Origin of the sequence: Acinetobacter sp. ANC 4805 (assembly GCF_022549495.1) — a bacterium.
Lineage (GTDB): Bacteria > Pseudomonadota > Gammaproteobacteria > Pseudomonadales > Moraxellaceae > Acinetobacter.
The window spans coordinates 310,141-334,519 of the sequence record NZ_JAKZGD010000003.1 but is presented as its reverse complement, the minus strand read 5'-3'; the positions used below and the strand labels follow the sequence as shown (position 1 = coordinate 334,519).

Annotated in this window: 21 protein-coding genes and 1 pseudogene; 7 read left to right on the top strand and 15 right to left on the bottom strand. The window is 41.2% G+C overall.

The window, feature by feature from the left end; translation table 11 throughout:
* The first annotated feature begins 397 nt into the window (after nt 1-397).
* Nucleotides 398-793 carry a thioesterase family protein gene (locus tag MMP60_RS06125; protein ID WP_241335443.1) on the top strand — a complete coding sequence of 132 codons (396 nt, stop codon included), beginning with the start codon at nt 398-400 and terminating at the stop codon, nt 791-793.
* 234 nt (nt 794-1,027) lie between these two features.
* Here MMP60_RS06125 and fdhD read toward each other — a convergent pair.
* From fdhD to MMP60_RS06105, 4 genes and pseudogenes are all read right to left on the bottom strand, one after another.
* A pseudogene (gene fdhD, locus MMP60_RS06120) lies at nt 1,028-1,816 on the bottom strand (formate dehydrogenase accessory sulfurtransferase FdhD); the annotation flags it as partial.
* Between the two features lie 47 nt (nt 1,817-1,863).
* Nucleotides 1,864-4,272, bottom strand: a complete 2,409-nt coding sequence (locus tag MMP60_RS06115) for an FdhF/YdeP family oxidoreductase (RefSeq protein ID WP_241335441.1) — start codon at nt 4,270-4,272, stop codon at nt 1,864-1,866.
* 179 nt (nt 4,273-4,451) lie between these two features.
* Nucleotides 4,452-4,625, bottom strand: a complete 174-nt coding sequence (locus MMP60_RS06110; protein WP_241335440.1) for a hypothetical protein — start codon at nt 4,623-4,625, stop codon at nt 4,452-4,454.
* A 45-nt stretch (nt 4,626-4,670) separates the two neighbouring features.
* Nucleotides 4,671-5,489: a hypothetical protein gene (locus tag MMP60_RS06105; RefSeq protein ID WP_241335504.1), complete on the bottom strand. Its 819-nt coding sequence runs from the start codon at nt 5,487-5,489 to the stop codon at nt 4,671-4,673.
* A gap of 354 nt (nt 5,490-5,843) precedes the next feature.
* On the opposite strand from MMP60_RS06105, the gene MMP60_RS06100 reads away from it, so the two are divergent.
* From MMP60_RS06100 to MMP60_RS06090, 4 genes are all read left to right on the top strand, one after another.
* Nucleotides 5,844-7,289 carry a cytochrome ubiquinol oxidase subunit I gene (locus tag MMP60_RS06100; RefSeq protein ID WP_241335439.1) on the top strand — a complete coding sequence of 482 codons (1,446 nt, stop codon included), beginning with the start codon at nt 5,844-5,846 and terminating at the stop codon, nt 7,287-7,289.
* Entirely contained in the window at nt 7,282-8,286 is a 1,005-nt protein-coding gene (gene cydB, locus MMP60_RS06095; RefSeq protein ID WP_241335438.1) for a cytochrome d ubiquinol oxidase subunit II, read from the top strand. Before MMP60_RS06100 ends, cydB begins: the two co-directional genes overlap by 8 nt.
* Nucleotides 8,287-8,295: 9 nt before the next feature.
* Nucleotides 8,296-8,418, top strand: coding sequence for a hypothetical protein (locus tag MMP60_RS15910; protein WP_277603681.1), 123 nt, complete (start codon nt 8,296-8,298; stop codon nt 8,416-8,418).
* A gap of 61 nt (nt 8,419-8,479) precedes the next feature.
* Nucleotides 8,480-9,892, top strand: coding sequence for a PLP-dependent aminotransferase family protein (locus tag MMP60_RS06090; protein WP_241335437.1), 1,413 nt, complete (start codon nt 8,480-8,482; stop codon nt 9,890-9,892).
* Here the strand turns inward: MMP60_RS06090 and MMP60_RS06085 are convergent.
* Nucleotides 9,889-10,953, bottom strand: coding sequence for an AraC family transcriptional regulator (locus MMP60_RS06085; protein ID WP_241335436.1), 1,065 nt, complete (start codon nt 10,951-10,953; stop codon nt 9,889-9,891). The two genes, MMP60_RS06090 and MMP60_RS06085, sit on opposite strands and share 4 nt — an antisense overlap.
* Before the next feature lie 118 nt (nt 10,954-11,071).
* On the opposite strand from MMP60_RS06085, the gene MMP60_RS06080 reads away from it, so the two are divergent.
* Entirely contained in the window at nt 11,072-11,788 is a 717-nt protein-coding gene (locus tag MMP60_RS06080; RefSeq protein ID WP_241335435.1) for an enoyl-CoA hydratase/isomerase family protein, read from the top strand.
* 37 nt (nt 11,789-11,825) lie between these two features.
* Nucleotides 11,826-12,653 (top strand): NAD(P)-dependent oxidoreductase, encoded by an 828-nt coding sequence (locus MMP60_RS06075; protein ID WP_241335434.1) that lies wholly within the window; start codon nt 11,826-11,828, stop codon nt 12,651-12,653.
* A gap of 97 nt (nt 12,654-12,750) precedes the next feature.
* Here MMP60_RS06075 and MMP60_RS06070 read toward each other — a convergent pair whose 3' ends face one another.
* From MMP60_RS06070 to pcaB, 10 genes are all read right to left on the bottom strand, one after another.
* A complete protein-coding gene (locus tag MMP60_RS06070) occupies nt 12,751-15,174 on the bottom strand; it encodes a glucose/quinate/shikimate family membrane-bound PQQ-dependent dehydrogenase (protein ID WP_241335433.1) in 2,424 nt (807 codons plus the stop codon).
* Nucleotides 15,175-15,190: 16 nt separating this feature from the next.
* Nucleotides 15,191-16,516 carry a carbohydrate porin gene (locus MMP60_RS06065; RefSeq protein ID WP_241335432.1) on the bottom strand — a complete coding sequence of 442 codons (1,326 nt, stop codon included), beginning with the start codon at nt 16,514-16,516 and terminating at the stop codon, nt 15,191-15,193.
* A gap of 18 nt (nt 16,517-16,534) precedes the next feature.
* Nucleotides 16,535-17,995 carry a NosD domain-containing protein gene (locus MMP60_RS06060; RefSeq protein ID WP_241335431.1) on the bottom strand — a complete coding sequence of 487 codons (1,461 nt, stop codon included), beginning with the start codon at nt 17,993-17,995 and terminating at the stop codon, nt 16,535-16,537.
* A gap of 18 nt (nt 17,996-18,013) precedes the next feature.
* Nucleotides 18,014-18,853, bottom strand: a complete 840-nt coding sequence (aroD, locus tag MMP60_RS06055) for a type I 3-dehydroquinate dehydratase (RefSeq protein ID WP_241335430.1) — start codon at nt 18,851-18,853, stop codon at nt 18,014-18,016.
* Between the two features lie 172 nt (nt 18,854-19,025).
* Nucleotides 19,026-19,655, bottom strand: a complete 630-nt coding sequence (gene pcaG, locus MMP60_RS06050; protein ID WP_241335429.1) for a protocatechuate 3,4-dioxygenase subunit alpha — start codon at nt 19,653-19,655, stop codon at nt 19,026-19,028.
* A gap of 12 nt (nt 19,656-19,667) precedes the next feature.
* The gene (pcaH, locus tag MMP60_RS06045) at nt 19,668-20,393 is read right to left on the bottom strand and encodes a protocatechuate 3,4-dioxygenase subunit beta (protein ID WP_241335428.1); all 726 of its coding nucleotides are present in this window, start codon (nt 20,391-20,393) and stop codon (nt 19,668-19,670) included.
* Between the two features lie 10 nt (nt 20,394-20,403).
* Nucleotides 20,404-20,817 (bottom strand): 4-carboxymuconolactone decarboxylase, encoded by a 414-nt coding sequence (pcaC, locus tag MMP60_RS06040; protein ID WP_241335427.1) that lies wholly within the window; start codon nt 20,815-20,817, stop codon nt 20,404-20,406.
* Between the two features lie 24 nt (nt 20,818-20,841).
* Nucleotides 20,842-22,194, bottom strand: a complete 1,353-nt coding sequence (locus MMP60_RS06035) for an MFS transporter (RefSeq protein WP_241335426.1) — start codon at nt 22,192-22,194, stop codon at nt 20,842-20,844.
* Between the two features lie 42 nt (nt 22,195-22,236).
* A complete protein-coding gene (pcaD, locus tag MMP60_RS06030) occupies nt 22,237-23,022 on the bottom strand; it encodes a 3-oxoadipate enol-lactonase (protein WP_241335425.1) in 786 nt (261 codons plus the stop codon).
* Nucleotides 23,019-24,374 carry a 3-carboxy-cis,cis-muconate cycloisomerase gene (gene pcaB, locus MMP60_RS06025; protein WP_241335424.1) on the bottom strand — a complete coding sequence of 452 codons (1,356 nt, stop codon included), beginning with the start codon at nt 24,372-24,374 and terminating at the stop codon, nt 23,019-23,021. Before pcaB ends, pcaD begins: the two co-directional genes overlap by 4 nt.
* Nucleotides 24,375-24,379 lie beyond the last annotated feature (5 nt).

Here is a 24,379-nt window from a genome sequence, read left to right as displayed (position 1 = left end):
TAATCAATCCTTTATGTTCAATAACAATTACCTGCACAACAGCTAAACCCAAGACTGTTCAATCAAGTTTAATGGAATATAACGTCCCTACATTTGCGTAGCGGATTACATTATCAATCAAGACCTGCTCTATACGACGACGATCGCAATATACTTGGAGTGATGGCAAGTTCAAGACGTTGAGCAGAAATATTTTAAAAATCTAAAGGCTCCCTATTATCCACAATACTATCTAAGATAACTTTAACTAGAAATCGGTATCCAATTTTTAAGTATTGAAACTTAAAAAGTAAAGTCTATAGATTAGTCGCCTAAGTCTCAGATTAGGGCTAACTTATTTAAGCACCAACATTTATAGTATTAAACTTTCAATGAGAAAATAACAGTTGATCTATCTATGTTCACACTCTCGATTACTCCAAGATTTTATGAAACTGATGCCTTTGGGCATATCAACAATACTGTAATCACAGGCTGGTTTGAGACTGCACGTGAGCCTATTTTTCGTATCTTTAATCCAAATATGGAAATTAAAAATCTTCCTTTAATTCTCGCTCGCGTTGAAGTCGACTTTGTTGCCCAAATCTATTACGGCGCAACGATTGAAATCAAGACATGGATTGAACGCATTGGAAATTCATCATTTGTTGTTGCACATGAAGCTTGGCAAAATGACCACTGTGTTGCTCGTGGCAAAGCTATTCAAGTATATTTTGATTTCAGCACACAAAAATCAAGCTCGATACCAGATCAATTCCGCGTACAGTTACAGCAGTACTTGGTTGCACAATAAGCTCAATATTCTAGCAACTGCAAATGAAGTCTTTATCTACGGTTGCTTAGATTTACTCAGTCAAATTTTCGAGAGAACTAGAGATTAGTACAAATGTACAAAGCATAAATGACCTAAAACCACGATACTAAAATCAAGTTATTGATCTATCTTTTCATTTTCTTTGCTGAGGAATATATTTTCGAACATGTTTTGGTAATAACGTGCAAATAACCAAATCATAAATTTTTACGATTATTCTGTATATAAAACAAAGCTATCACCACGACAAAAACTGGCTAAGGTTAAATTTAATTGCTTTGCCATTTCAATCGCCATACTGGTCGGCGCAGAGATCGTTGCTAGTAGACCAATATTGTATTGCGCACATTTACGAATCAGTTCATAACTTGCTCGACTGGTCATCACCACAAAACCATCAGCAACATTCAATTTTTGTTCAGCCAAATAGCCCAATAATTTATCCAAGGCATTATGACGTCCAACATCTTCAAACAAAGCCACGATTTGCCCTTTCACCACCCACGCCGCAGCATGCGCACCACCTGTTAACTCACTGATTTTTTGTCTGACTTTGAGTTGAGCAATCGCACTCGGAATTTGATTTAGCCAGATCGAAGAGACGCTTGTATTGACGATAGGTAAATTCACATAGAGTTGTTTTAGGCTTTCCACACCACATAAACCACAGCCTGTTCGCCCAACCATTATTCGCCGATGCTCTTTTAATGCCATAAATGCACGAGATGAGACCGTCATATCCACTTGAATACCGAGTTCAGTCTGACTAATTTCTAGCGAATATAATTCATTTAAACTATGTAGAATCCCTTCAGACAGACTAAAGCCTTTGGCAAATACTTCGAGGTCTGAAGGCGTTACCATCATAACTGCATGTGAAATCCCGTTATAGATCAATGCAACAGGATATTCCTGAACAATATAGTCCATCTCATTTTCTGAAATATCCCGATGAAAACGATGCACTTGCACCGTTTCATAGCCTCGAATTTTTGTATCCACACTTTACCTCGTTCGCATTGCCTAATCGAACATTGAATTTCGAAAGGCTATGTACTACTCACCCGTTGATTGGCATGTTCAGGATCGACTGCAACCGCAAGATTAAAGTGTTCAGGTGCTTGCCCTGCATGCAGAATCACAGGAACACTTTTTGATGCTGGGATTTTGGCATATTTGTCATGACTACCTAAGGCAACCAATGGATTAGTTTCAGGATAATAAGCTGCCAAACTGCCTTTCGGAATGTTATAAGGGACGATACGGAAACTGTGTACAATCCGTTTAACACCATCCGAGAACACACTTTCAATATCAACCCATTGATCCGCTTCAAACCCTGCGTCATCAATATCTGCTTGGTTCATAAACAGGACACGGCGTTGCCCGAATACACCACGGTAGCGATCATCCAAACCATATAAAGTGGTGTTGTATTGGTCATGCGAGCGTGTAGTCATCAAGGTATATACCTGCTGCTCAGTATATGCTGCTGCGTATTGATTTTCTTTATCTTGGTAGACCTCTGCCAACGGTGTAATCAAAAACTGAGCTTTGCCACTTGGCGTATTCCACACATGTTGATTGGCTGGATGCTCTAAATGGAAACCACCTGATTGATAAACACGTTGATTAAAGTCATGAAATTCATCAAAAACATCAGCAATTGAGTCACGGATACGATCATAGTTTTCGATATACCAACGCCATTTCACTTGGCTCTCTGGCAAAGCAGCTTCTGCCATACGCGCCACAATATCGGGTTCGGACAAAATATTGTCTGAAATTGGTGGATTACGCCCTGCTGAAAGATGAACATTACTCATCGAATCTTCAACTGAAATCGCTTGCGCACCATGCATCTGCATATCAACTTCAGTACGCCCCAAACAAGGTAGCATCAAAGCATCTTGACCACAGACCAAATGGCTACGATTCAATTTCGTGGTAATATGTACCGTCAAATCACAACGGCGTAACCCTTCTTGGGTATATGGGGTATCAGGCGTTGCGACTGCAAAATTTCCTCCTAGACCAATAAAAACTTTTACCTCTCGTTCATACATGGCTTTAATGGTATCGACCACACCAAATCCATGTTTACGTGGCGATTTAATCCCAAATACCCGATCAATACTATCCAGTAGTTTATCACTTGGGTGTTCGTTAATACCCATAGTTCGGTCGCCTTGTACATTACTATGACCACGTACTGGACATAGACCTGCACCCGGACGACCAATATGCCCACGTGATAACATCAAGTTAGCCAACATATGAATATTGGCAGTCCCATGACGATGTTGGGTAATGCCCATGCCCCAACAGAAAATTGCCTTTTTGGCATCAAGGAACATTTGTGCAATTGATTCTAAATGTTCTGCTGACAGCCCCGTATATTGATGAATTTCCGCCCAATCTGTTCGATCAATTTCAGATAGCATTTCCTCGAAACCAATCGTATTCATTTCAATGAAGCTACGATCAAAAACGCTTGGTTTCCCTTTCGCAAGTGCCTTTTTATCCCATTCTGATAAATGCTTTAGTACCCCAAAAAGTAACGCATAATCCCCACCAATTTTAGGCTGGAAATAATAACGACTAATTGGCGTACTACTATTGGTCATCATTTCCAATGCGGCTTGTGGATCTTGGAAACGCTCTAAGCCACGTTCTTTAATTGGATTTATCGCAACAATATTTCCCCCTCGTCTAGAGACTTCTCTGAGCGTCGCCAACATACGTGGATGATTGGTACCTGGATTATGCCCAAAGCTGAAGATGGCATCCGCTTGATCAAAATCCTCTAAAATAACGGTTCCTTTGCCCAAACCAATTGCTTCTTTCAAGCCAACACTCGTGGTTTCATGGCACATATTGGAACAATCTGGGAAATTGTTGGTTCCAAAACTTCGTACAAAAAGTTGGTAGAGAAATGCAGCCTCATTACTGGCACGACCTGAGGTATAAAATGCCGCTTGATCTGGATGATCGAGTGCTTGTAAATGTTTAGCAATCAACTGAAAAGCTTCATCCCAAGAAATCGGTACATATTTATCTGACACAGGGTCATAACGCATCGGGTCAGTTAAACGCCCTAAATCTTCTAGATAAAAATCGCTCTGTTCCGACAACCAGCTCACCGTATGTTGTGCAAAAAATTCAGGTGTTACAGTTTTACTGGTTGCTTCAAATGCCACCGCTTTGGCACCGTTTTCACAAAAGTTAAAGGCATGTGTATCTTTTTTCTCAGGCCATGCACAGCCTGGACAGTCAAAACCTGTCGGTTGATTAATATTGAGTAAAGTAATTGAGCCTTTTTTTAAGATGTCTTGGCGCTTGAGATTCCGTGCAACACTCAGTAATGCTCCCCATCCTCCTGCGGGTTGGGTATAAGCTTCGATTCTGGCATAACCTGTATTTTCTTGTTTAAACTTACTTTGTTCTGAATTGTCCATTTAATTGCCTACATCATTGCGCTATTTTGGTTTCAAGCTCAGATAGGATTAACATGAATTCTTTTTCTTTTCTATTTTTGATTTGTCTAATTCTAATCTAAGCGTTAAAAAACATACTGGTAGGATGCTCTGATCACCAGTAAGAGATAGCTGTGCCATGTTGTTTTAAAAACCACTTATTATTTATGAGTCGTTGTGGCTGGCTGAACTTGTGAGGTATTTTGCTTCTGTTGTGATGGCATATAATCAGGCTGATGAGATACGGCAAGGAAGAAGAAACCTAAAAATAAGCAGCCTAATAAAATACTAATTCCAACGGCAAGATACGGAAATTTTGAGTGCTGTTGAGACATGCTGTCTCCTCCTATTTTAAATATGAAAACTCAATACATTCATCTCTATATGGTGGACAAAACCTTATAGCTCGCGCCATTTTGAAGGCGAGTTTGCATGTATTCGGCATAGACCGATAACTTCTCAAAAATATGTTCTGAATAAAACATATCTTCAATTAGATGCGCCGCTTGCACTTGGCTAAATTGACCAATTTGTGCAATAAGTTTGGCATTGAGATTCGAAAACAAAGTACAGATCGTTTTATGTAATTCATCTTTGTTTTTAAATAACAATTTTCTAGTATTCAGCAATTCATCATGAACCATTTGCGGTGCTGTATCGGCATGAATCACATCAATTTTAATTTCAAAATAATCTTGCAGAATTTGCAATTGTTCTGCATTTATCAACAAATGCGTAATTAAAAAGAGATGGGTAACATCTGTACGACAGAGTGCTTTAACAAGACTCCGAAAAAGAAAATCTTCCTCACTTTTCGGATAATCTACGAGATCAACATAAAGCTTTAGACTATGCAGTACCTGTTCAATTTTGAAATTGACACTTTTTTCTGCCTGAAAATAGGGATTCAAAATCGACAATACCGACGGCACGACAGGCGTTGTATAAATCACCGACTGATTTAAATTGGCAATAATAAATGGCGCAAATAAATACCCTAGATTATTATCATTTTCGCCAATCGGAGACTGTGCAATATAAGCAACACGATCTTTGGAAAAATCTCTTAAAACCTTGCCTCTTAATAAAGTCGCTTCCAGATTGACATATTCAAGACGTAGTTGTTCCTGTACCGATTGCGATGGCTCTCTGTCTTGAAACAGATGCGTCATCGCATTAAGTTCTTTGGTTACAAACATTGTCATATGCCATCCAGTCAAAATCATGCTGTTCAAAACTATTTACAAGTGTTTTGATTCAGAACACTTGCTTGATGCTGTTATTTTGGATGAGGTATAGACAGCTGAATAGCTACAGAGTTTGGCTAAAAACATATAACAGATCATTTCATTCCCATTCATCTGTTATAAAAAAACAAGAAGAAATTGTATCTACTTATATACAAAATAAAATTCGATCATGGATCCTGCTTAGATAGTTTTTAGATCAGATGTGGATAAAGCTCACCATTCTATTTATTTTCAATTATTTAAGTCTATTTTTTCACATTTTCCTAGCGACTGCTTTTGCTCGTCTGTTATAGGAGAGGATATATGGATCTTGGTCTCACTGCTTTAGAATTAGCTCGAATACAGTTTGCATTTACTGTTTCATTTCACATTATCTTTCCCGCTACCTCAATCGGCTTAGCCTGTTTCCTCGCTCTGCTAGAATGGAAATGGCTGCGTTCTCAAAATCCCATTTATAAAGATCTGTTCAAATTCTGGATCAAAATCTTTGCGGTTGCCTTTGGAATGGGTGTCGTGTCTGGCGTGGTGATGAGTTACCAGTTTGGTACGAACTGGAGCGAATTTTCCCGCGTTGCAGGAAGTGTTACAGGCCCATTACTCACCTATGAAGTTTTAAGTGCATTCTTTTTAGAAGCAGGTTTCCTCGGCATCATGCTCTTTGGTTGGGGACGGGTCAGCCCCAAAGCGCATTTTTCTGCTACCCTCATGGTTGCAATCGGCACCTGTATTTCCATGTTCTGGATTCTATCCTCCAACAGTTGGATGCAAACACCGCAAGGCTTTAGCATAGAAAATGGCATTATCATCCCAACCGATTGGTGGGCGATCGTGTTTAATCCCTCCTTCCCTTATCGCTTTGCACATATGGCAGTTGCCGCATTTTTAGTCTCATCTTTATTGGTGGTTGGTACTGCGGCATGGCATCTGATTCAAGGTCGCCGTGATGAACTGATCAAAAAATCATTTTCAATGGGACTTTGGATGGTACTAGTCACCTCGTGTTTGCAAGTGGTAATTGGCGATCATCACGGTTTGAATACCTTAAAACATCAACCTGCAAAATTAGCAGCGATCGAAGGTCACTGGGAAACCAATCAAAATGAAGCAATGCCACTCCTGCTGTTCGCCATTCCGAACATGGATAAAGAAGAAAATCTCTATGAAGTCGGAATTCCTCATCTTGGCAGTTTGATTCTGACTCATTCACTGAATGGCAAAGTCACAGGTTTAAAAGACTTTGCGCCTGAAGACCGCCCAAATGCCACTATTGTGTTTTGGAGTTTCCGTGTCATGGTTGGGCTTGGCATGTTAATGGTGTTGCTCTCTTTCTTTGCTTTATGGCTGCGTAAAAAAGGCAAGCTTTATGGTTCATCTTGGTTTCATAAATTCGCTTTTGTCATGGGACCTACAGGTTATATCGCCTTACTGGCGGGATGGGTGACAACTGAAGTTGGCCGTCAACCTTGGGTAATTTATGGGGTGATGCGCACCAAAGATGGTTTGTCGCATACAGTGAGCGCCGATCAGGTCGGAATCAGCTTAATTATCTTCGTACTGGTCTATACCATCGTGTTTGGTAGCGGCATTTACTATATGTTGAAGCTATTGAAAAAAGGTCCTGAATTTATCGAAGCGATTGATCTAGAACCCGCAGGTCATGGGCATTTCAAAACCCCGATGCGTCCTTTAAGTGCAGTCGATGAAAGCATTGATCAATTGGCCTCAAACAAGGAGAACCACAATGATTGATTTATCTCTGATTTGGGTCGGCATTATCGGTCTTGGTGTATTGATCTATGTCATTCTGGATGGCTTTGATCTCGGGATCGGGATTTTGTTCCCCTTCATCAAAAGCCGAGAAGAACGTGATGTGATGATGAATACCGTGGCACCCGTGTGGGATGGCAATGAAACATGGATGGTACTCGGCGGCGCAGGGTTATTTGCAGCCTTTCCATTGGTCTATTCAACCGTACTGTCTGCGCTATATATGCCGATTATCCTGATGGTGACTGCATTGATTTTCCGTGGGGTTGCCTTTGAATTTCGTTTTAAGGCGAATCGTACCAAATACCTATGGGATCAAGCCTTTATCTGGGGCTCAATTCTGTCTAGCTTCCTGCAAGGCGTGATTTTAGGTGCTTATATTCAGGGTATCCAAACCACTCATGGTATTTTCTCCGGTTCAGGCTTGGACTGGCTCACGCCTTTCGCACTTTTTACAGGTTTAGGTGTCGTTGCCATGTACGCAGCACTGGGATGTGGTTGGTTGATTATGAAAACAGACCATGAACTACAAGATCAAATGTATGGGCTGATGCCTAAATTGATCATTGTTTTATTTGTGGTCTTTGCGGGTGTCAGTTTATACACGCCGCTCACTCATCCTGAAATTGCAGCACGTTGGTTTGCTTTGCCAAATCTGCTGTACTTTAGCCCTGTGCCCATCTTAATACTGCTATTTACATTCCTGATTTTAAAAGCTTGTAAACAACGTCAGGACTTTAAACCCTTTATCTATACTTTAGCTTTGGTGTTTTTAGCCTTTACAGGTTTTGTGATCAGCCTTTGGCCAAATATTATTCCACCATCAGTTACGATTTGGGAAGCGGCAGCACCCTACTCAAGTCAAAAGTTTGCCCTTATTGGTGCTGTGATTTTAATTCCTGTGATTATTGCCTACACCATCCTCTCATATTGGGTGTTTAGAGATAAGGTGCGTATTGGTGATGCAGGTTATCACTAGGAGCTTGACATGAAAATAAAATCGCTGCATTTAAATCAAACCCAATGGTTTATAATCTTATGGTTGGTTGGTTTTTTTGCACTCGCCATCATTGTAGGTCTATTTAGATTACTCTTGATGTTTGCCTATTAAAAAATGGGTGGAATAGCTTTTAGATGAGGGCTATTCCATCAATACGGATTTACTTTATTTTATGTATAAATCAGAACAATTAGCACATAACTTGAAACTTCTTATTGAAAATGGTTCTTGGCAGCCACACACCAAGTTACCCTCTTTACGTGAGCAAGTACAACGATCAGGTTTCAGTCTGATTACCGTGATGAATGCTTACCAAGAACTGGAAGCACAAGGGCTGATTTATTCAAAAGAAAAGTCAGGCTATTTTGTGGCTGAGCAAAATCATATTCAGATTCCGCAAGCCTATTCAGTGGTGTCTTTAAATCCGAAAATTGAAATTAACTCACTCGTTTTTAAATATCTCAAGTCGATTCAATCTTCCAAAGTCAGCCCATTAGGTTCTGCCTTTCCAGACAGTCAGTTACTGTATCCCCCAAAACTGATTCAAATCATGGGACAACTTTCTCGCAATCGACATAGTTATGACCAAACTTCAAATTTACCTCCTGGCAATTTAGCGTTAAGAAAACTGATTGCGCAACGCTATTGTATGCAAGGCATTCCAACCGATGCGGATGACATTGTCATTACATCAGGTGGGCTAGAAGCATTAAATCTTTCACTACAAGCCATTACCCAACCCGGCGATTATATTTTATTGCAGCAAACGATTTTTTATGGCGCTTGGCAGGCTGCTGAACGTTTAGGTTTAAAAGTTATCACCATCCCAGAACATCCACAGCATGGCTTTGATATCGAGGCTTTTGAACAAGTCATCAAAAATTATCCAATTAAAGTCTGTTGGTTTATGCTGAATGCACATAACCCAATTGGCTTTACTGTCAGCGATGACATCAAATATAAAATCGCTAAATTGTTGCATGAACACCAAATTCATTTAATCGAAGATGATGTTTATGAAGAAATGTTTTATGGCAGCCAAAAACCATTGCCAATGAAGTATTTTGACCAACAAAATTTGGTCTTGCACTGCTCTTCTTTTTCTAAAACCTTAGGCTCGAGTTTCCGTATGGGCTGGGTCTATGCTGGTAAATTCTCTGAACATATTCAACATTTACAATTGATGAGTACTATCTCTGCCAATGCCTTGATCCAAAATGCATTGGTGGAGTTTCTTTCCCATCATCATTATGAAAAGCATTTAAGAACTCTACGGCGCGCCTTAGAAAAGAATAAAAAGCAATTCTTTCAATATCTCAAACAACACCTACCGCAAGACTGTAAGGTGTATAATTATCCAAGCGGTTATTTTCTATGGATTCAACTTCCAGACAAAGTCAGCAGTATGCAAGTCTATGAACAGCTGATTCAACAACAGGTGGGCGTTGCGCCAAGTCCCTTGTTTAATGTGTTGCCCTCACATCAACATTTTATTCGTATGAATTGCTCTTTTGAATGGACAGAACAGATTCAGCATTCGCTAGAGTTATTCATCACGACGATTCAACATCAAATACCAAATTAATTCAGCTTGGATAGATTATTCTTGCGATACTGACTCGGTGTTTCCCCAAACGTCTTTTTAAAGGCACGAATAAAATTGGTGGCTTCTTCATACCCCACCAAGCTAGCAATATCCTGAATACTATATTGCTGTTGTTGCAGTAATTTCTTGGCTTGATTAAAACGAACCTCAGCCAAGATTTGCAAAAACGTAGTACCCTGTGCTTGCAAATGCCGCTTAATAGTTCGTTCTGACATATTTAAACGTTGCGCAATCAATGGAAGTGAGGGATAACCGTGACTAGAATGATATAACAACTCGGAACGAATACTTTTTTGTAAGTCCCGTGTACTTTCTTTTACGAGTTTAAGCTTGTCATTTTCACAATACAAAATAGCCTGCTGGAACGCGACTTGATCTGCATTCGAATTCTTACAATGTAAATATTTTTTAGAAAATCGAAAACCATTACGTGGTTGATTAAAATGAATCTTTATCTGGGATAAATCAATTTTTTCATAATTCTGAGCATCTGCCCAATCCACAAACACCTCACAACTTTCTGCAATTTTCTCAGAAAATAAAGTGAGAAAATGAATTGCTCCAAATAATAAACTCTCGATCAGAAAATGCCTTAACTGATCAGATTGTTCTGCATCACCTAATTTCACTGGGTGAACATCATCTAGATAAACATAGATAAACGTTTCATCAATATGCCATTCAGGGGTAAAATTTTGGATTCGGGTACAAAAATACTGCTGACAAAGACTTAACGCGGTTTCAACATCCGCACAACTCAGAAATGCAAACCCTAAAGCCCCATGCGAAGTGGGACGTAACCTAAACCCATATTCAATCCCGAGACGCGGATTCCTCGTCAATCGTAACGCATTTACCACCAATTTTGACCATTGATGCGCACTCATCTTGGCATCGGCTTGTTTCATGTCAGTCAAGATCAGACCTGTTCCATGCAAAACGACGTGTGCATCAATACCATATTCATAGACGATTTCTAATAATACATGGGCATAAGAAACAGAAATGGTTTCTTGAAACAATCCAAAAGGATCTCGCATGACACATCCTATGTCCTAAAATGATCATTAATATGGCATAGTCTCCCCTGTTGAGCGAGCATTTTCTTCGAAATAATAACCTCAAGATTGATGACTAAAACAATGAGGAATTGCTGAAATGGCAACCATGACACTCGATAAACAGCAATCGACCTATGTGCTGAGTTTGACGAATGGCAATCAGGAAAATGCTTTAAATAAAGCGGTATTAGAAGAATATTTTGCTATTTTTGATGAAATTGAAAGTGATAAAAATAATGCCTGTTTAATTATTCGAAGTGAGCATCCTAAAACCTTCTGTAATGGCTTAGACCTTGCTTGGTTAATGCAACAATCGTTGGAAGATAAAAAAGCCTTTACCCTGCAACTTGAAAATATGTTGCTCCGTTTAGCACTACTCAACTTACCTGTAGTTGCTGAAATAGGTGGTAATGCTTATGCAGGTGGTGCAATTCTTGCGTCTGCTTGTGACTTCAGATTTATGCGATCAGATCGAGGACGTTTTTGCTTTCCAGAAGTCCATCTAGGCATTCCTTTTACAGATACCATTGCTGAAATTGTACAACTACTTCCCAATCAACATGCAATTTGGGAAATGTCTTTGACAGGCAAAACCATGACAGGCACTCAATGTCTACAATCCCAAGTCGTTCACCAAATTGAACCAATTGAATCATTAAGTCATGAAGTGTTCAAATTTGCAGAAGATATGGCACAAAAGCACCGCCTCACCTATGCCGTGATCAAACGTCAGCTCCGCCATCGAATTGTAGAGATTGCCAAGCAACGCCAACTATATGATCCTGAAAAATTTGCACACCCTTTCATGATCTAGTTCACCTTTTACAACAACTCAAATCTAGGACATCTCAATGAATAATATGCAAGGAAGAACTGTTTTTATCACTGGCGGCAGTCGAGGTATTGGCAGAGCGATTGCGTTAAAAGCAGCTCAGGCAGGTGCTAATGTCGTGATTGCAGCAAAAACCGAAGTCGAGACAACTAAATTAACAGGTACAATTTATAGTGTGGCTGAAGAAATTGAAGCTGCTGGCGGCAAAGCATTGCCACTATTACTTGATGTTAGAGATGAGCAGCAAATCCATACAGCTATTCAGCAAGCCGCCAAAGCCTTTGGTGGAATTGATGTGTTGATTAATAACGCAGGTGCAATTGCACTGATGGGTGTGGAATCCACCTCGTTAAAACAATATGACCTGATCCAAACCATTAACCATCGTGCCACTTTCATTTGTGCCCAAGCTGCATTGCCCTTTTTAAAGCAATCTGAAAATCCGCATATTTTGAGTTTATCGCCACCTGTAAATATGTCACCGAAATGGCTCGGGATGCTTTCACCTTATGCTTTATCTAAATACGGTATGACGATTTTGACTTTGGGCATGGCGGAAGAATTTCGCCAATATGGTATTTCATGTAATACCCTTTGGCCTGAAACTTATATCGCAACCGCAGCCGTGTCTAAGAATCTAGGCGAAGAAAATACCTTACATGTAAGTCGTAAACCAGAGATCATGGCTGATGCCGCTTTTGCGATTTACAGCACGGCTAGAGGTGAACTTACAGGACAAAGCCTGACCGATGAACAAGCGTTGTCTCGTATTGGTATCACTGACTTTTCTCAATATGCCTGTGTCGCTGGAAATACCAATCTACAGAAAGATTTCTTTTTGGATTAACACTCGCATTTTTAAACATTCAACTGCTATAAATGCTTAAAGCAAACCTGCGATCAATAAATAATCGCAGGTTTGTTTATAAAAACAGTCAAATGACTCAATTCAAACTATATGCAATCACGTAGTCACCATGATCAGGTGATTGACGAGCACCACCCGCCGTAATCATCACATACTGTTTGCCCGTTTTTGGAGAAACATAACTGATCGGTGTTGCTTGACTACCAACAGGTAAACGTGATTTCCATAACTCTTTACCCGTTGAAGAATCTAATGCACGTAAATAATAGTCTTGTGTTGCTGCAAAGAAGACTAAACCGCCTTGCGTCGCCATTGGTCCACCAATCGTAGGCATACCAATCGGTGCTTTCAATCCCATTTTGATTCCCAGTGGGCCAGTATCTTCTACTGTTCCCATTGGCACTTGCCATGCAATTTGACGTGTTTTCATATCAATTGCGGTCATCGTACCATAAGGCGGTTTTTGACATGGGATATTCAATTTCGACCAGAAACGATTCTTGTCCACTTTATATGGCGTACCTTTCATTGGCACAGCCCCCATACCCGTATTCACCTTTTCACCGCCATTTGCTTCTCGCGCAAGATCTTCTGGTGTTTGCTCAACCAATTTAATCCATAAGCCCAAACGCATATCATTGACAAACATGTATTGATGACTCGGATCAAACGCAATGCTGCCCCAGTTCATCCCACCTAAAGAGCCAGGGAAGCTGAGTGAAACATCTTTACCTGGTGCAGTAAATAAACCTTCGTAACGCATTGATTTGAAGTTGATACGACACATCAATTGATCAAATGGCGTTGCACCCCACATATCCGATTCAGTCAATGTTTGGTTGCCAATTTGCGGCATTTCAACCGAACGAGGTTGTGTCGGACTGTATTGTTCACCTTTGATATCGGCAGGTTTTACGGGTTGTTCCATCACTTTTGTCAGTGGTTGTCCCGTCAAACGATCCAATACAAAGAATTGACCTGATTTCGTTCCAATCACCACCGCGGGCTTATTTGTTCCATCCTGCATTGGGAAATTAACCAAGCTCGGTTGCATTGGTAAATCGAAATCCCATAAATCATTATGAACAGTTTGATACACCCACTTTTCTTTACCTGTGGTCGCATCTAAAGCCAAAACAGATGAATTGTACTTGTGATCAAGTGGTTGACGATTACCACCCCACACATCGACAGATGAACTTCCCATCGGTAAAAAGACTGTGTTCATTTGCGGATCATAAGACATGGCTGCCCATGAATTCGCAGAACTACGCTTATAGGTTTCACCGTCTTTAAGTACATAGTTTGGATCAGGATTACGTGGATCAAATGCCCAACGTAATTCACCTGTAATGACATCGTATGCACGAATCACACCACCGGGCATATCTGCGGCGAAGTTATCGGCAATACGGCTACCCACCACAAGCACTGAACCTGCTACCGTTGGTGCAGAAGTTACTTCAAAACGTGGAGCTTTAGTTCCCTCACCTAAACCTTTCAGCAAATCAACTGTGCCATCTACTCCAAAATCTTTACAACGCTCACCCGTATCCGCATTCACTGCAATTAGACGACCATCAGGGGTATTGGTATAAACACGGCGTAAACAAGAGGTGTTATTTGCAACAGCTTTGACTGGAGTTGCGCCGACTAAGGTGGGTTGTTGCAATACTTGAGTTGAGTCAAAGTATGCAACGCCACGGCAACGCTCCCACGCATCAGCTTTAGAATTGACTTCGGCTTTCCAAAGTTGCTTACCTGAGTCTGCCTCTAAAGCTAAAATATTATTATGGGGTGTACATAAGAACAGCTTATTACCGATTTGCAATGGGGTCATTTGATCTTCTGCACCATTGCCCGTACCTGTGGTGAAATCACCTGTACGGAAGCGCCAAACCTCTTTCAACTGATGTACATTATCACGGGTAATTTGGTCTAATGCAGCAAAACGACTGCCTCCCGAATCTTGACCATAATGTTGCCAATTGGTTTGTTTCATGTCTGTTTTAACTGGAACCAATGGCAAACGCTCACCTGAAGCTGCAACCGTTGGGTGTGGAATAAACATTTGATAGAAACCAATGATCATACCCAATACAGTTAACCCACCCACAGCATAAGCCGGTAAAGCAGCCGTCGGTTGATATTGATAACGGCGAATTGATGGCAAGCTAAACATCAAGGCTGCAAACAAGCCTGCTGGAAACATGAGTCTTGAGAATAGTGGCCAAAATTCCCAGCCAGCATCAACCAATGCCCAAATCACCGTTCCTGCAAAAACCAGACTGAATAACCAGACACCCAATACCTTTTTCTTAAAAATATAAAGTGCAGACACCAATGTTAATAGGCCAGAGATCACGAAATACCATGATCCCCCTAGCGTGACCAGCTTTGCTCCACCGACAGTAAAAAATAAACCTGTTAGCAACAAAGCCAAGCCTAAAATAAAACACCATATTTTCAGTATGATATGTGAGTTTGTAGATTCAGACATACGTCATACTCCTATATTAGAAATTCACGCGCATACTTAAACCCGCAACCCACGCATCATCGACTTCTTTTACACCCGCAGGCTGATGAATATATTGTAGGTTTGGTCTGAGCATGACCGCAGGTGACCATTGATAGGTATAGTTCAACTCGACATTCAGCTCATCACGTTGTACAGGAACATAATTTGCCGCAAGCGCATCATATTCGTCATAACCACGGCTGTTGTTGATTGCAATCTGACGATCGGTATAACGATCATTCACTAAATAATTTGCCACACCAAAACCAATTGAATCGTTTGGACGACTATCAAATGGTCCTTTGTACCAAAGTGCGAGTTGTTGTGTGCTTTGTACGGCTGTGGTGGCTTTATCATTCACCACGGCATTAAAGCTGATATATAAACCACGTTTAGGATTTTCACCTTGTTGGGTGAGTTGTTGCTGTGCATTCAACCAAAAACTATGTTTGCTATCATGAACTTTACCGACAGTGGCTATATCATTGGCTTCAGCAGTCGAATACAACGCACCTAGCTTATATTCACCAGCTAATCCATTGAACGCTGCCAACTTAGGTCGCCAAGCCAGTTCCACGGGAATAGTTGCCCCTTTGACATTGTCCATATCCAAGTTAAAACCATCACTTTTTCCAGTTTTAACGTTATCTGGATTCACCTCGTAGACACCGACACCCAATGTCCATTCAGGCGCAAATTGGTATTTAAGATTGGTGCCCCACAGCCCGACAGGCAGGTTGTACCAAATTGAACCAATCGATTTTCCAAGCTGCCCACCGCATAACAACAAGTTTTGAAACTCACATTGTGAACTATTAAAGTCATCCGACATGCCCATACGACCAATTTTGAATTGCACCGTATTGTCAGCAGAACCCTTTTTGACCCATGCCTGTGTTAAACGCCAAATTTTGCCTCGCCCATAAATCTCTTGTGTGTTGCCTAAAGCACTAGAGCGTGGATCTTTAATTCGCTCTAGTGTTAAAGAATTACCATCGCGCTTGGTAATTAAAATATTGGCTGTAGTATTTTCCCAACCTGCAATTTTGCCTAAATCAAAATTTGCGCCTAGGGCAAGTTGAGCTGCATTTTCAAAACTATTATTGTCGTTATAACCACCATCCAAATTGGTTGCTGATTGACTCATAATCGCTGCGGTAAATTTATAACCTTCTTTTTCCAATTGCTGACGCTGCCCGTTCCAATCTCCGAGTAGCCATTGACGATCTTGCGACCAAGGCTGATCGGCAAAACTGCTTTGTGCTGTACAAATGGCAATTGCCAAACAACTCATTTTGACCAATAAAGAACTTGAATTCATGTCAAAGCCTCCATGCTTTTATTTAAATTTTACGGCTGAACTGAGTTCAGAGGTCGCACCTAAATGATCAGTAACATTCGCAGTCACCGCCGCCACTTTTGTTGTTGGCTTCCATGATGCAATCGCAATGCCTTCTGCATTGGTCACAGCAACAACCGAACCTAAATACAATTCAGCTTCATTTGAATTTGCTGATGAGTTTCCAAAGAATTCAAATTGATAGCGTTGATTCGGTTGCCCTTTAATTTGCGCGACAACGTGTCCTTTAGATAAAGTTAATTTTGGTGCTTGTATGCCCTGATTCGGTTGTGCATTACAGCCTTGCTCATTCGGTTGTTGGCAAGTTTTTTGTAGTTTGACTGGATCAATCTTGACACCGTGTCCACGAGAACCCACAAAATGTGCGTGTTCCAAACCTGGAATATCAAAAATAATCGCACCTACACGTTGACTTGGAACACAACTGCCACCTGCTTCACAACGTTTAATGTCTTTGCCGTTATTCCAAATTTGGTTTTTGGTCAATGTGATGTGTGCATTGGCATCTTTTTCTGAACGAATGGCAATCCCGACTCGATTACCATGCACTTTATTGCTATCAAAGATATTGCCATCACCCGTTAAATTAAAACCATTCGAGTTATTGGTCAGTTCGTTATAAGCGATATAGTTACGTTTGCCCCAGTTGATCTGTAAACCATCTGAATAATTTTCAAATTTGTTACCGACCACAGCATTGTCATTCCCCCATAGGATTTCAATGCCTTGTGATGGTTCTGGATTTGCGGAAGTTGAAATAAAATGGTTGTTCGCAACGAGATTAAATGCAGCACCACGTGTTAGCTCTAAACCATCCCCATTGTCTTGGAAATAATTATCCAATACTTTGTTATTATTGGTGGTCGTTGCGGTTGGATTACCTTTGCCATCATCCCCCGTCAACATTACACCTGCACCACCATAGTTGTGCATAATACGGTTATGTTGAATTAAGTTATTGCTGGCACGGTTCATCAAGATACCGATACAGAAATGACGAATTTCTAAACCTTGAATCGTGACACCATTAATGTCACGTAACACGATACTCGGTAAAGTTGTGGTACGCACGTTGGTTCCAAACTGTCCCTCTACTGCTCCCGGACAAGCTTCAACTCCTGTACCTTTAATATAATTTGAACCATCTACTGCAATAAATTCACCTGTTTTCGCCCATTGTGTACCGATGATTTTGACAGGTGCTTTAATTTCAGGAAGTGGGCTATTCACCTTAATCGCATACGGTGCTTGACCAACCGCTTGAATCAAAATTTCACTGGCTTCGCTTGGCTTGGTATTGGCTTGTTCAATCGCCCAACGAAGAGAACCTTTTTCAGCATCATCCTGATAACGGTCAACCACATAAGTCTCGGCTGCTGCCAAACCTGATACTGCTAAACCGATTGCAAGCGCACTTAAACGTAAAGAAACAACTTTCATTTTTAAAATCCTTTTCAATTATTGTGTTGGTTGAACTGTTTTTAGGAACTGTTTGAGTTGGGTCACATCAATTTGACCCGGTGCTGATGCTTCACCAATCATGCCGAAGCTAAAACTACCGCCCATATTGGCTGTTGCAATACGTGAAATTGTGCCCAGTTTGCCCATCGACATCGTCAACAGTGGCTTTTTAGATTGTTGACTGACTTTCATCGTTGCATTCATCAAGGTGAAAACATCTTGTTTGCTTTGCGGCATCACTGCGATTTTTAAAATATCCGCCCCAAGCTCATCCTGTTTAAGAAGACGCTTAACAATTTCATCTTCACTTGGCGTTTGCTTAAAGTCATGGTTCGACATGACAATCAGCACTTTTTTGTCATGCGCCAATTTGACTGTATTTTTTACCACCTGCTGATCGCGGAACATTTCCACATCGAGCATATCCATAAAAGGTTGTTTCAAATACGCTTGATAGGTCTTGCCATAATCCGCATCACTGATGGTAAGTTTGCCACCTTCGTTGTGAGTGCGAATGGTTGCAATCATGGATTTATCGCCTAGAATCTTTTTTAATTCATGTCCTAAAGCAATCACTTGTTTGCTATCAGCAGCAAAATCGAGTAAATCAATCCGAAACTCTGCTAAATCAGCATCTTGATTGGCTGCAATCACTTTTGCTTGAGCGATCGCTTGTTCCTTAGTCTTTGCTGTAATCGGTACAATCGTTTTAACAGGTAGTTTCGCCAGTGCCGAAAGTTCAACCTGTTGGTGTACATTGTCCTGAGCGTGTACCATTTGAACCGTAAATAAAGGGCTAACAAGCAACATCAATGCTGCCAATTTTTGTAATTTCATTTTCCATTTTCCTTAACAGATTTTCTGTGACTATAAAGGTGCTGTACAGTTTCCAATTGAGGGTTTCTTAACCTGAAATCCCTCCCAACCTCCCTCTTAACAGGGAGGAATACTTCACATCTCAAGACTTCGATAATTCCATGACAAATCTACCGTTGGGCAAGGGTGATTTCTAAATATCAAAGAACACTGTTTCATCTTCACCTTGAATGCGAATATCAAAGCGATACACCACTTCACCATCCACTTCTGTGCGTTTTGCAATTAAGGTTTGACGACGTGTCGCCCATTCAATACTGTTTAAGACAGGATCATTGGCATTGGCTTCAACTTCATCATCGAAATAAATACGGGTGTGCAAACCAAGATTGATGCCACGTGCAAATAACACCACAGCAATATGCGGTGCTTGAGTAGATCCTTTACGTCCAGCAACAGCACCCGGTTTAATCGTATCGAAACTCCAAAAACCAGTTTCAAAGTTAGCGCCCGTACGCCCCCAACCGAAGAAGCTTGGATCTACGCTTTTGCCTTGACTATCCGCATGGCTTGGATAAACACCATTGGCATCGGCTTGCCAAATCTCTAACAGCACATCTCTTAATGGCAAACCAAGACCATCAAAGACTTGCCCTTCTAATCGAATACGCTCACCTTGGGTTTTTTCATTGGTCAATTGGTTATTAAAGTTATGTTCAAATACTTCAATATTGGCTTGTTGAGGTAACAAACCGATATGTACATAAGGACCACCCGTTTGTGATGGGGTTTCTTTCAATTCCTGAAAATTCCATGCGTTCATTGTGTTACTCCCTTAAGTCAAATCATTTTCAAAATAAGTCGCACGACGACCACGAAGATGAATATCAAAGCGGTAACAACGGCTATCTGATTCAATGAAGTTATTTCTATCTTCCAACGCAATCAAAGCACGACGTTGCTCTTCAGATGGAATAGTTTTTAAAATTGGGCAAGTATCAATTAAGGTATCGCCTTCAAAATAGAACTGCGAAATCAAACGTTGTGCCCAACCATCGGCGATCAAAGAAAAATGGACATGTGCAGGACGCCATTCATTAATACGGTTACGCCAAGGATATGGACCCGGTTTAATGGTACGGAAAATAAAAAAACCATTTTCATCGGTGAGCGTACGACCACAACCACCAAAGTTAGGATCCATCGCACCGATAAACTTGTCATTCGGATGACGATAACGACCTGATGCATTGGCTTGCCAAACTTCCAATAAGGCATTTTTAACAGGACGACCAAATTGATCACGCACATATCCATGCACAATGATTCGCTCACCAACAGGTAAACCATCTTTGGCATAGTTCAGAATCAAATCATTGTCTTTTGCACCAAAAAGATTGGGCGAAAAATGAGGTGAAGTGACTTCTGTTAAGGTCTCGTTGATCGAAATCAATGCATTTTTGGGCGAACGTAGCACACTGGTTTTATAGCCTGGTGTATATGCTGGCGGATGATCATCCGTATTACGTTGTGCATATGCACCTAATGTATGAATTAACATGCCTGTCTCCTTAATCCTGTACCTGTGCCGAAACGGGTTGCACATCTATTCCAAGTTCTTTGAATACCTCTTCTGCCATGTGCATTGCGGCATTTGCAGCAGGTAAACCTGCATACAACGAGCTATGTAAAATCAGCTCTTTCAATTCTTCTTTAGTCACGCCGTTGTTAAAACAAGCACGTAAATGCATTCTGAGTTCATCTTCTCGTCCCAACGCCAACAAAATGGCAATGGTGACTAAACTACGGGTATGACGTGGTAGACCTTCACGTGACCACACTTCACCCCAAGCAAATCGGCTGATAAAGTTCTGAAAATCTTGGTTAAAGTCATTCAGGTTCTCTAAAGAACGTCCGACATGTTTTTCACCAAGCACTTCAGTCCGAACTTTTAGCCCTTGTTGATAACGTTGTTCATCATTCATTGACGTTGTCCCTGATTACGAAAGTTAAGTTGCATCGGTGTGCGCAACTAAAGATTTAACAAAAATTGCGATCGCAGCAGCCGTAGCTGGAATCATCAGTAAGCTGAGAATTGCCGTGAACGACCAATCATTGCCCAACAAAACTGCACCAATCCAAGCACCAAACACTGCACCGAATCGACCAATTCCTGTCATCCAAGAAATACCCGTTGCACGACATTGCGTTGGATAAAAGCGAGCACTTAAGGCTGGCATCGAAGACTGAGCACCGTTGATCGCAATACCTGCGCATAGCACGAGCAATGCCAATAAGGTTGGATTATTGAGACTTTGACCAACGGCAACTGCAAATAAACCTGCAATAAAGTAGAAAGCTGAAATGATGCGATTTGGATTGAAACGATCCATTGCCCAGCCAATAAATAACGCGCTGAGTACACCACCAAATTGAAATAAACCACCGATAAATGCTGCACGCTCCATGGTTGCGCCTGTTTCACGCATCAACGTTGGTAACCAACTGGTCAGCAGATAAATCACCACCAAACCCATGAAATAGGTCGACCACAATAAAATCGTGCCTTTTGCATACTGTTTTGAGAACAACATACCAAACACATTTTTCTTTTCAGCCACAGCCGATTGTTCTTCAGGAATATGAAACTCGGTTATGCCGTGTACTTTTTCAGGTGCAATATGACTTAGAATTTTGCGAACCTTTTCTGGGTTTTTACCTTTTACAATCAAAAATCGATATGACTCAGGTAAGCAGAAAATCACCAAAAGCATTAAAATGAGTGGCGACCAACCGCCTAATAAAAACAAGCTGTGCCATCCAAAAGTTGGGATTAACCAACTACTGATAAAACCACCTGTTGCCATACCCAAGTTATAGCCACAAAACATACAAGTGATCAGTAGCGAACGAATCCGATTTGGACAATATTCAGAGAATAACGTGGTGGCATTTGGCATTGCCGCACCAAGCCCAATCCCTGTCAGAAATCGCAATACAACCAAACTGTCTAAGTTGGTTGCATAGGCTGATGCCAAAGTGAAACCACCAAAAACCAGCATCGAAATGGTTAAAACAATTTTGCGTCCGAAACGATCTGCTGTAGGTCCTGATACCAATGCACCAATAATCATGCCGCCAAGTGCAGCACTCATCACAGGTCCAAGTTGAGAACGATCCAAGCCCCAATCTTGTGCCAACGCAGGTGCAATAAAGCCCATTGCTGCCGTATCAATCCCATCGACAAACACGATCAGGAAACAAATAATTGCGATCATCCACTGATATTTACTAATCTGTGCATCATTAATAAGAGCCTGCGCATCCATACTGCTTTTTGGGGCAGCAAATTCCTGTGCCATAGTTGCCTCCTTGTAGGCGAATTCCTTTCTAACCCTGTACGGTTATATTTTTTGAATAAACGTAGACAATGCTTGATTGAATAGCTGAGGTTGCTCAATATTCGATAAATGCGAAGCTGCCAAGATTTCAAGCTGACTTTGTAAAATAAACTGATGCATAAACTCTGCATCTTGAACCGTGGTTACAGGGTCAAATTGACCTGCGATAATTAAAGTGGGAATTTGAATTTGATTCAGTTGATCGCGTAAATCGGCATCTGCCAAAGCTCGACAAGCATTCGCATAACCTTGTGATGGTGTTAAAGCTAAACTTTGAATCGTTTTCTGTGCCAATACATCATGGGCATAATCAAAATACTCACTAAACCAACGTGTATGAGTCGTTTTAACAAGCTCTGCTAAACCCTGTTGTTCAACAGTATTTGCACGATTATTCCATGCTTCTGCCGTACCAATTTTTGCAGCCGAGTTTGCAATTGTGACACTCAAAAAACGCTCTGCATGATGAATCGCAAGATATAGACCTGTGATCCCCCCCATTGAAATCCCGCAAAAATGGGCTTTTTCAACATTAAGGGCATCTAAGATATCCACCACATCTTCGGCAAGGTTAGCCAATGTTGTGGCTGCAATCACAGCACTTGCACCATGACCCCGTGTATCGTAAGTCACGACTTGATACTGTGCTGTAAATGCTGCAATTTGCGCTTGCCACATCCCTTGATCAGTACCGAGTGAGTTAGAAAACACAATGACCGGTGCATCTTTCAGACCTTGCACTTGCACAGCAAGTTGATGTCCTTGACGATTATGAATATTGATCATCATTTCGACTCTCCTTGAGCTGCTTGCAAAACTGCATCAATTTGCGCTTGGATATTGCCAAGATATGACTCAGGTTTAAAAAGTGCGTCTAAATCAGATGGGGTGAAGTGATTTTTCACTTCATCTAATTGAGATAAAATATTTTTTAAATGGGTTTGTTGTGTGACTGCCTGCTGACATGCTTGCTCAACCACATGATGTGCATTTAAACGCCCAATTTTGCTTGCAAGCGCCATCATCACCGCTTCAGCCATAATCAAACCATCTGTACATTCAAGATTGCGCTGCATTGCTTCAGGATTGACTTGCATATTTTCCAGCACATCATTTGCACGTTCTAATGCACCTGCACATAACTGGAAAATCTCAGGAATCACCAGCCATTCCGCATGCCAAGCACCTAAAGCACGTTCATGCTCTTGCACCATGCTGTGATAGACACTTGCCATCAGTGCAGGTACACGATTTGCCGCTGCAAGAATTGAAGCAGCTGCCACTGGATTTCGTTTATGTGGCATGGTAGATGAACCACCTCGACCTTTTGCCGTTGGCTCAAAAACTTCAGCAATCTCTGTTTGCATTAACAATGACCAATCACGTGCGATCTTGCCTAAGTTGCCAACAATGATTGCAAGTACACTCGCAATCTCAACAATACGATCCCGTTCTCCATGCCATGTACATTCAGGCGTTGTGAGTTTCAATTCAATCGCAAAGGCTTGAACGACAGCAGAACCTTGATTTTGCAAAGATGCCAATGAACCCACTGCACCACCGAGTTGGGCAGTCAACACACGCTCTTTTATTGCTTGCAAACGATCGAAATCGCGCTTAAATGCAGCTGCATAACGTGCAAATTTATGCCCTAAGGTAATCGGCAACGCTTGCTGCAACCATGTCCGTCCAATCATCACTTGATCACGGTAATGCTCAGCTTGTTTGAGTGAAATTTGATATGCAGATTGAAGTTGCTGTTCAATCACTCCCAAAGCATCACGACACTGCAAAATCATTGCGGTATCAATAATATCTTGACTGGTTGCACCCCAATGTACATATCGAGATGCCTCCTCATCTTGCTGTTGAACAATAGCCGTAAACTGTTTTACAAATGGAATTGCGATGTTTCCCGCGAAACCAGTTGCAACAGCCAAACCATCAAAATCAATTTCTGCTAAGGCATTCTGCCCAATCTGTTCGATGATCGTAGCAGCAGCTCTAGGAATGATATTGATTTGCGCCTGAGCTTTAGCCAAAGCAACTTCGGCTTGGATCATATAACCCAATAAAGCACGATCACTAAAAATGGCAGTAACATCAGGCTGATAAAATAAGCTGGCGTATAACTGGCTCATGATAG

What these genes read in the sequence shown, in the direction of transcription:
- MMP60_RS06125 (WP_241335443.1), top strand. Translation starts at nt 398, where the DNA reads ATGTTCACACTCTCGATTACTCCAAGATTTTATGAAACTGATGCCTTT.
- MMP60_RS06115 (WP_241335441.1), bottom strand. Translation starts at nt 4,272, where the DNA reads ATGGACAATTCAGAACAAAGTAAGTTTAAACAAGAAAATACAGGTTAT.
- MMP60_RS06110 (WP_241335440.1), bottom strand. Translation starts at nt 4,625, where the DNA reads ATGTCTCAACAGCACTCAAAATTTCCGTATCTTGCCGTTGGAATTAGT.
- MMP60_RS06105 (WP_241335504.1), bottom strand. Translation starts at nt 5,489, where the DNA reads ATGTTTGTAACCAAAGAACTTAATGCGATGACGCATCTGTTTCAAGAC.
- MMP60_RS06100 (WP_241335439.1), top strand. Translation starts at nt 5,844, where the DNA reads ATGGATCTTGGTCTCACTGCTTTAGAATTAGCTCGAATACAGTTTGCA.
- cydB (WP_241335438.1), top strand. Translation starts at nt 7,282, where the DNA reads ATGATTGATTTATCTCTGATTTGGGTCGGCATTATCGGTCTTGGTGTA.
- MMP60_RS15910 (WP_277603681.1), top strand. Translation starts at nt 8,296, where the DNA reads ATGAAAATAAAATCGCTGCATTTAAATCAAACCCAATGGTTTATAATC.
- MMP60_RS06090 (WP_241335437.1), top strand. Translation starts at nt 8,480, where the DNA reads ATGTATAAATCAGAACAATTAGCACATAACTTGAAACTTCTTATTGAA.
- MMP60_RS06085 (WP_241335436.1), bottom strand. Translation starts at nt 10,953, where the DNA reads ATGCGAGATCCTTTTGGATTGTTTCAAGAAACCATTTCTGTTTCTTAT.
- MMP60_RS06080 (WP_241335435.1), top strand. Translation starts at nt 11,072, where the DNA reads ATGGCAACCATGACACTCGATAAACAGCAATCGACCTATGTGCTGAGT.
- MMP60_RS06075 (WP_241335434.1), top strand. Translation starts at nt 11,826, where the DNA reads ATGAATAATATGCAAGGAAGAACTGTTTTTATCACTGGCGGCAGTCGA.
- MMP60_RS06070 (WP_241335433.1), bottom strand. Translation starts at nt 15,174, where the DNA reads ATGTCTGAATCTACAAACTCACATATCATACTGAAAATATGGTGTTTT.
- MMP60_RS06065 (WP_241335432.1), bottom strand. Translation starts at nt 16,516, where the DNA reads ATGAATTCAAGTTCTTTATTGGTCAAAATGAGTTGTTTGGCAATTGCC.
- MMP60_RS06060 (WP_241335431.1), bottom strand. Translation starts at nt 17,995, where the DNA reads ATGAAAGTTGTTTCTTTACGTTTAAGTGCGCTTGCAATCGGTTTAGCA.
- aroD (WP_241335430.1), bottom strand. Translation starts at nt 18,853, where the DNA reads ATGAAATTACAAAAATTGGCAGCATTGATGTTGCTTGTTAGCCCTTTA.
- pcaG (WP_241335429.1), bottom strand. Translation starts at nt 19,655, where the DNA reads ATGAACGCATGGAATTTTCAGGAATTGAAAGAAACCCCATCACAAACG.
- pcaH (WP_241335428.1), bottom strand. Translation starts at nt 20,393, where the DNA reads ATGTTAATTCATACATTAGGTGCATATGCACAACGTAATACGGATGAT.
- pcaC (WP_241335427.1), bottom strand. Translation starts at nt 20,817, where the DNA reads ATGAATGATGAACAACGTTATCAACAAGGGCTAAAAGTTCGGACTGAA.
- MMP60_RS06035 (WP_241335426.1), bottom strand. Translation starts at nt 22,194, where the DNA reads ATGGCACAGGAATTTGCTGCCCCAAAAAGCAGTATGGATGCGCAGGCT.
- pcaD (WP_241335425.1), bottom strand. Translation starts at nt 23,022, where the DNA reads ATGATGATCAATATTCATAATCGTCAAGGACATCAACTTGCTGTGCAA.
- pcaB (WP_241335424.1), bottom strand. Translation starts at nt 24,374, where the DNA reads ATGAGCCAGTTATACGCCAGCTTATTTTATCAGCCTGATGTTACTGCC.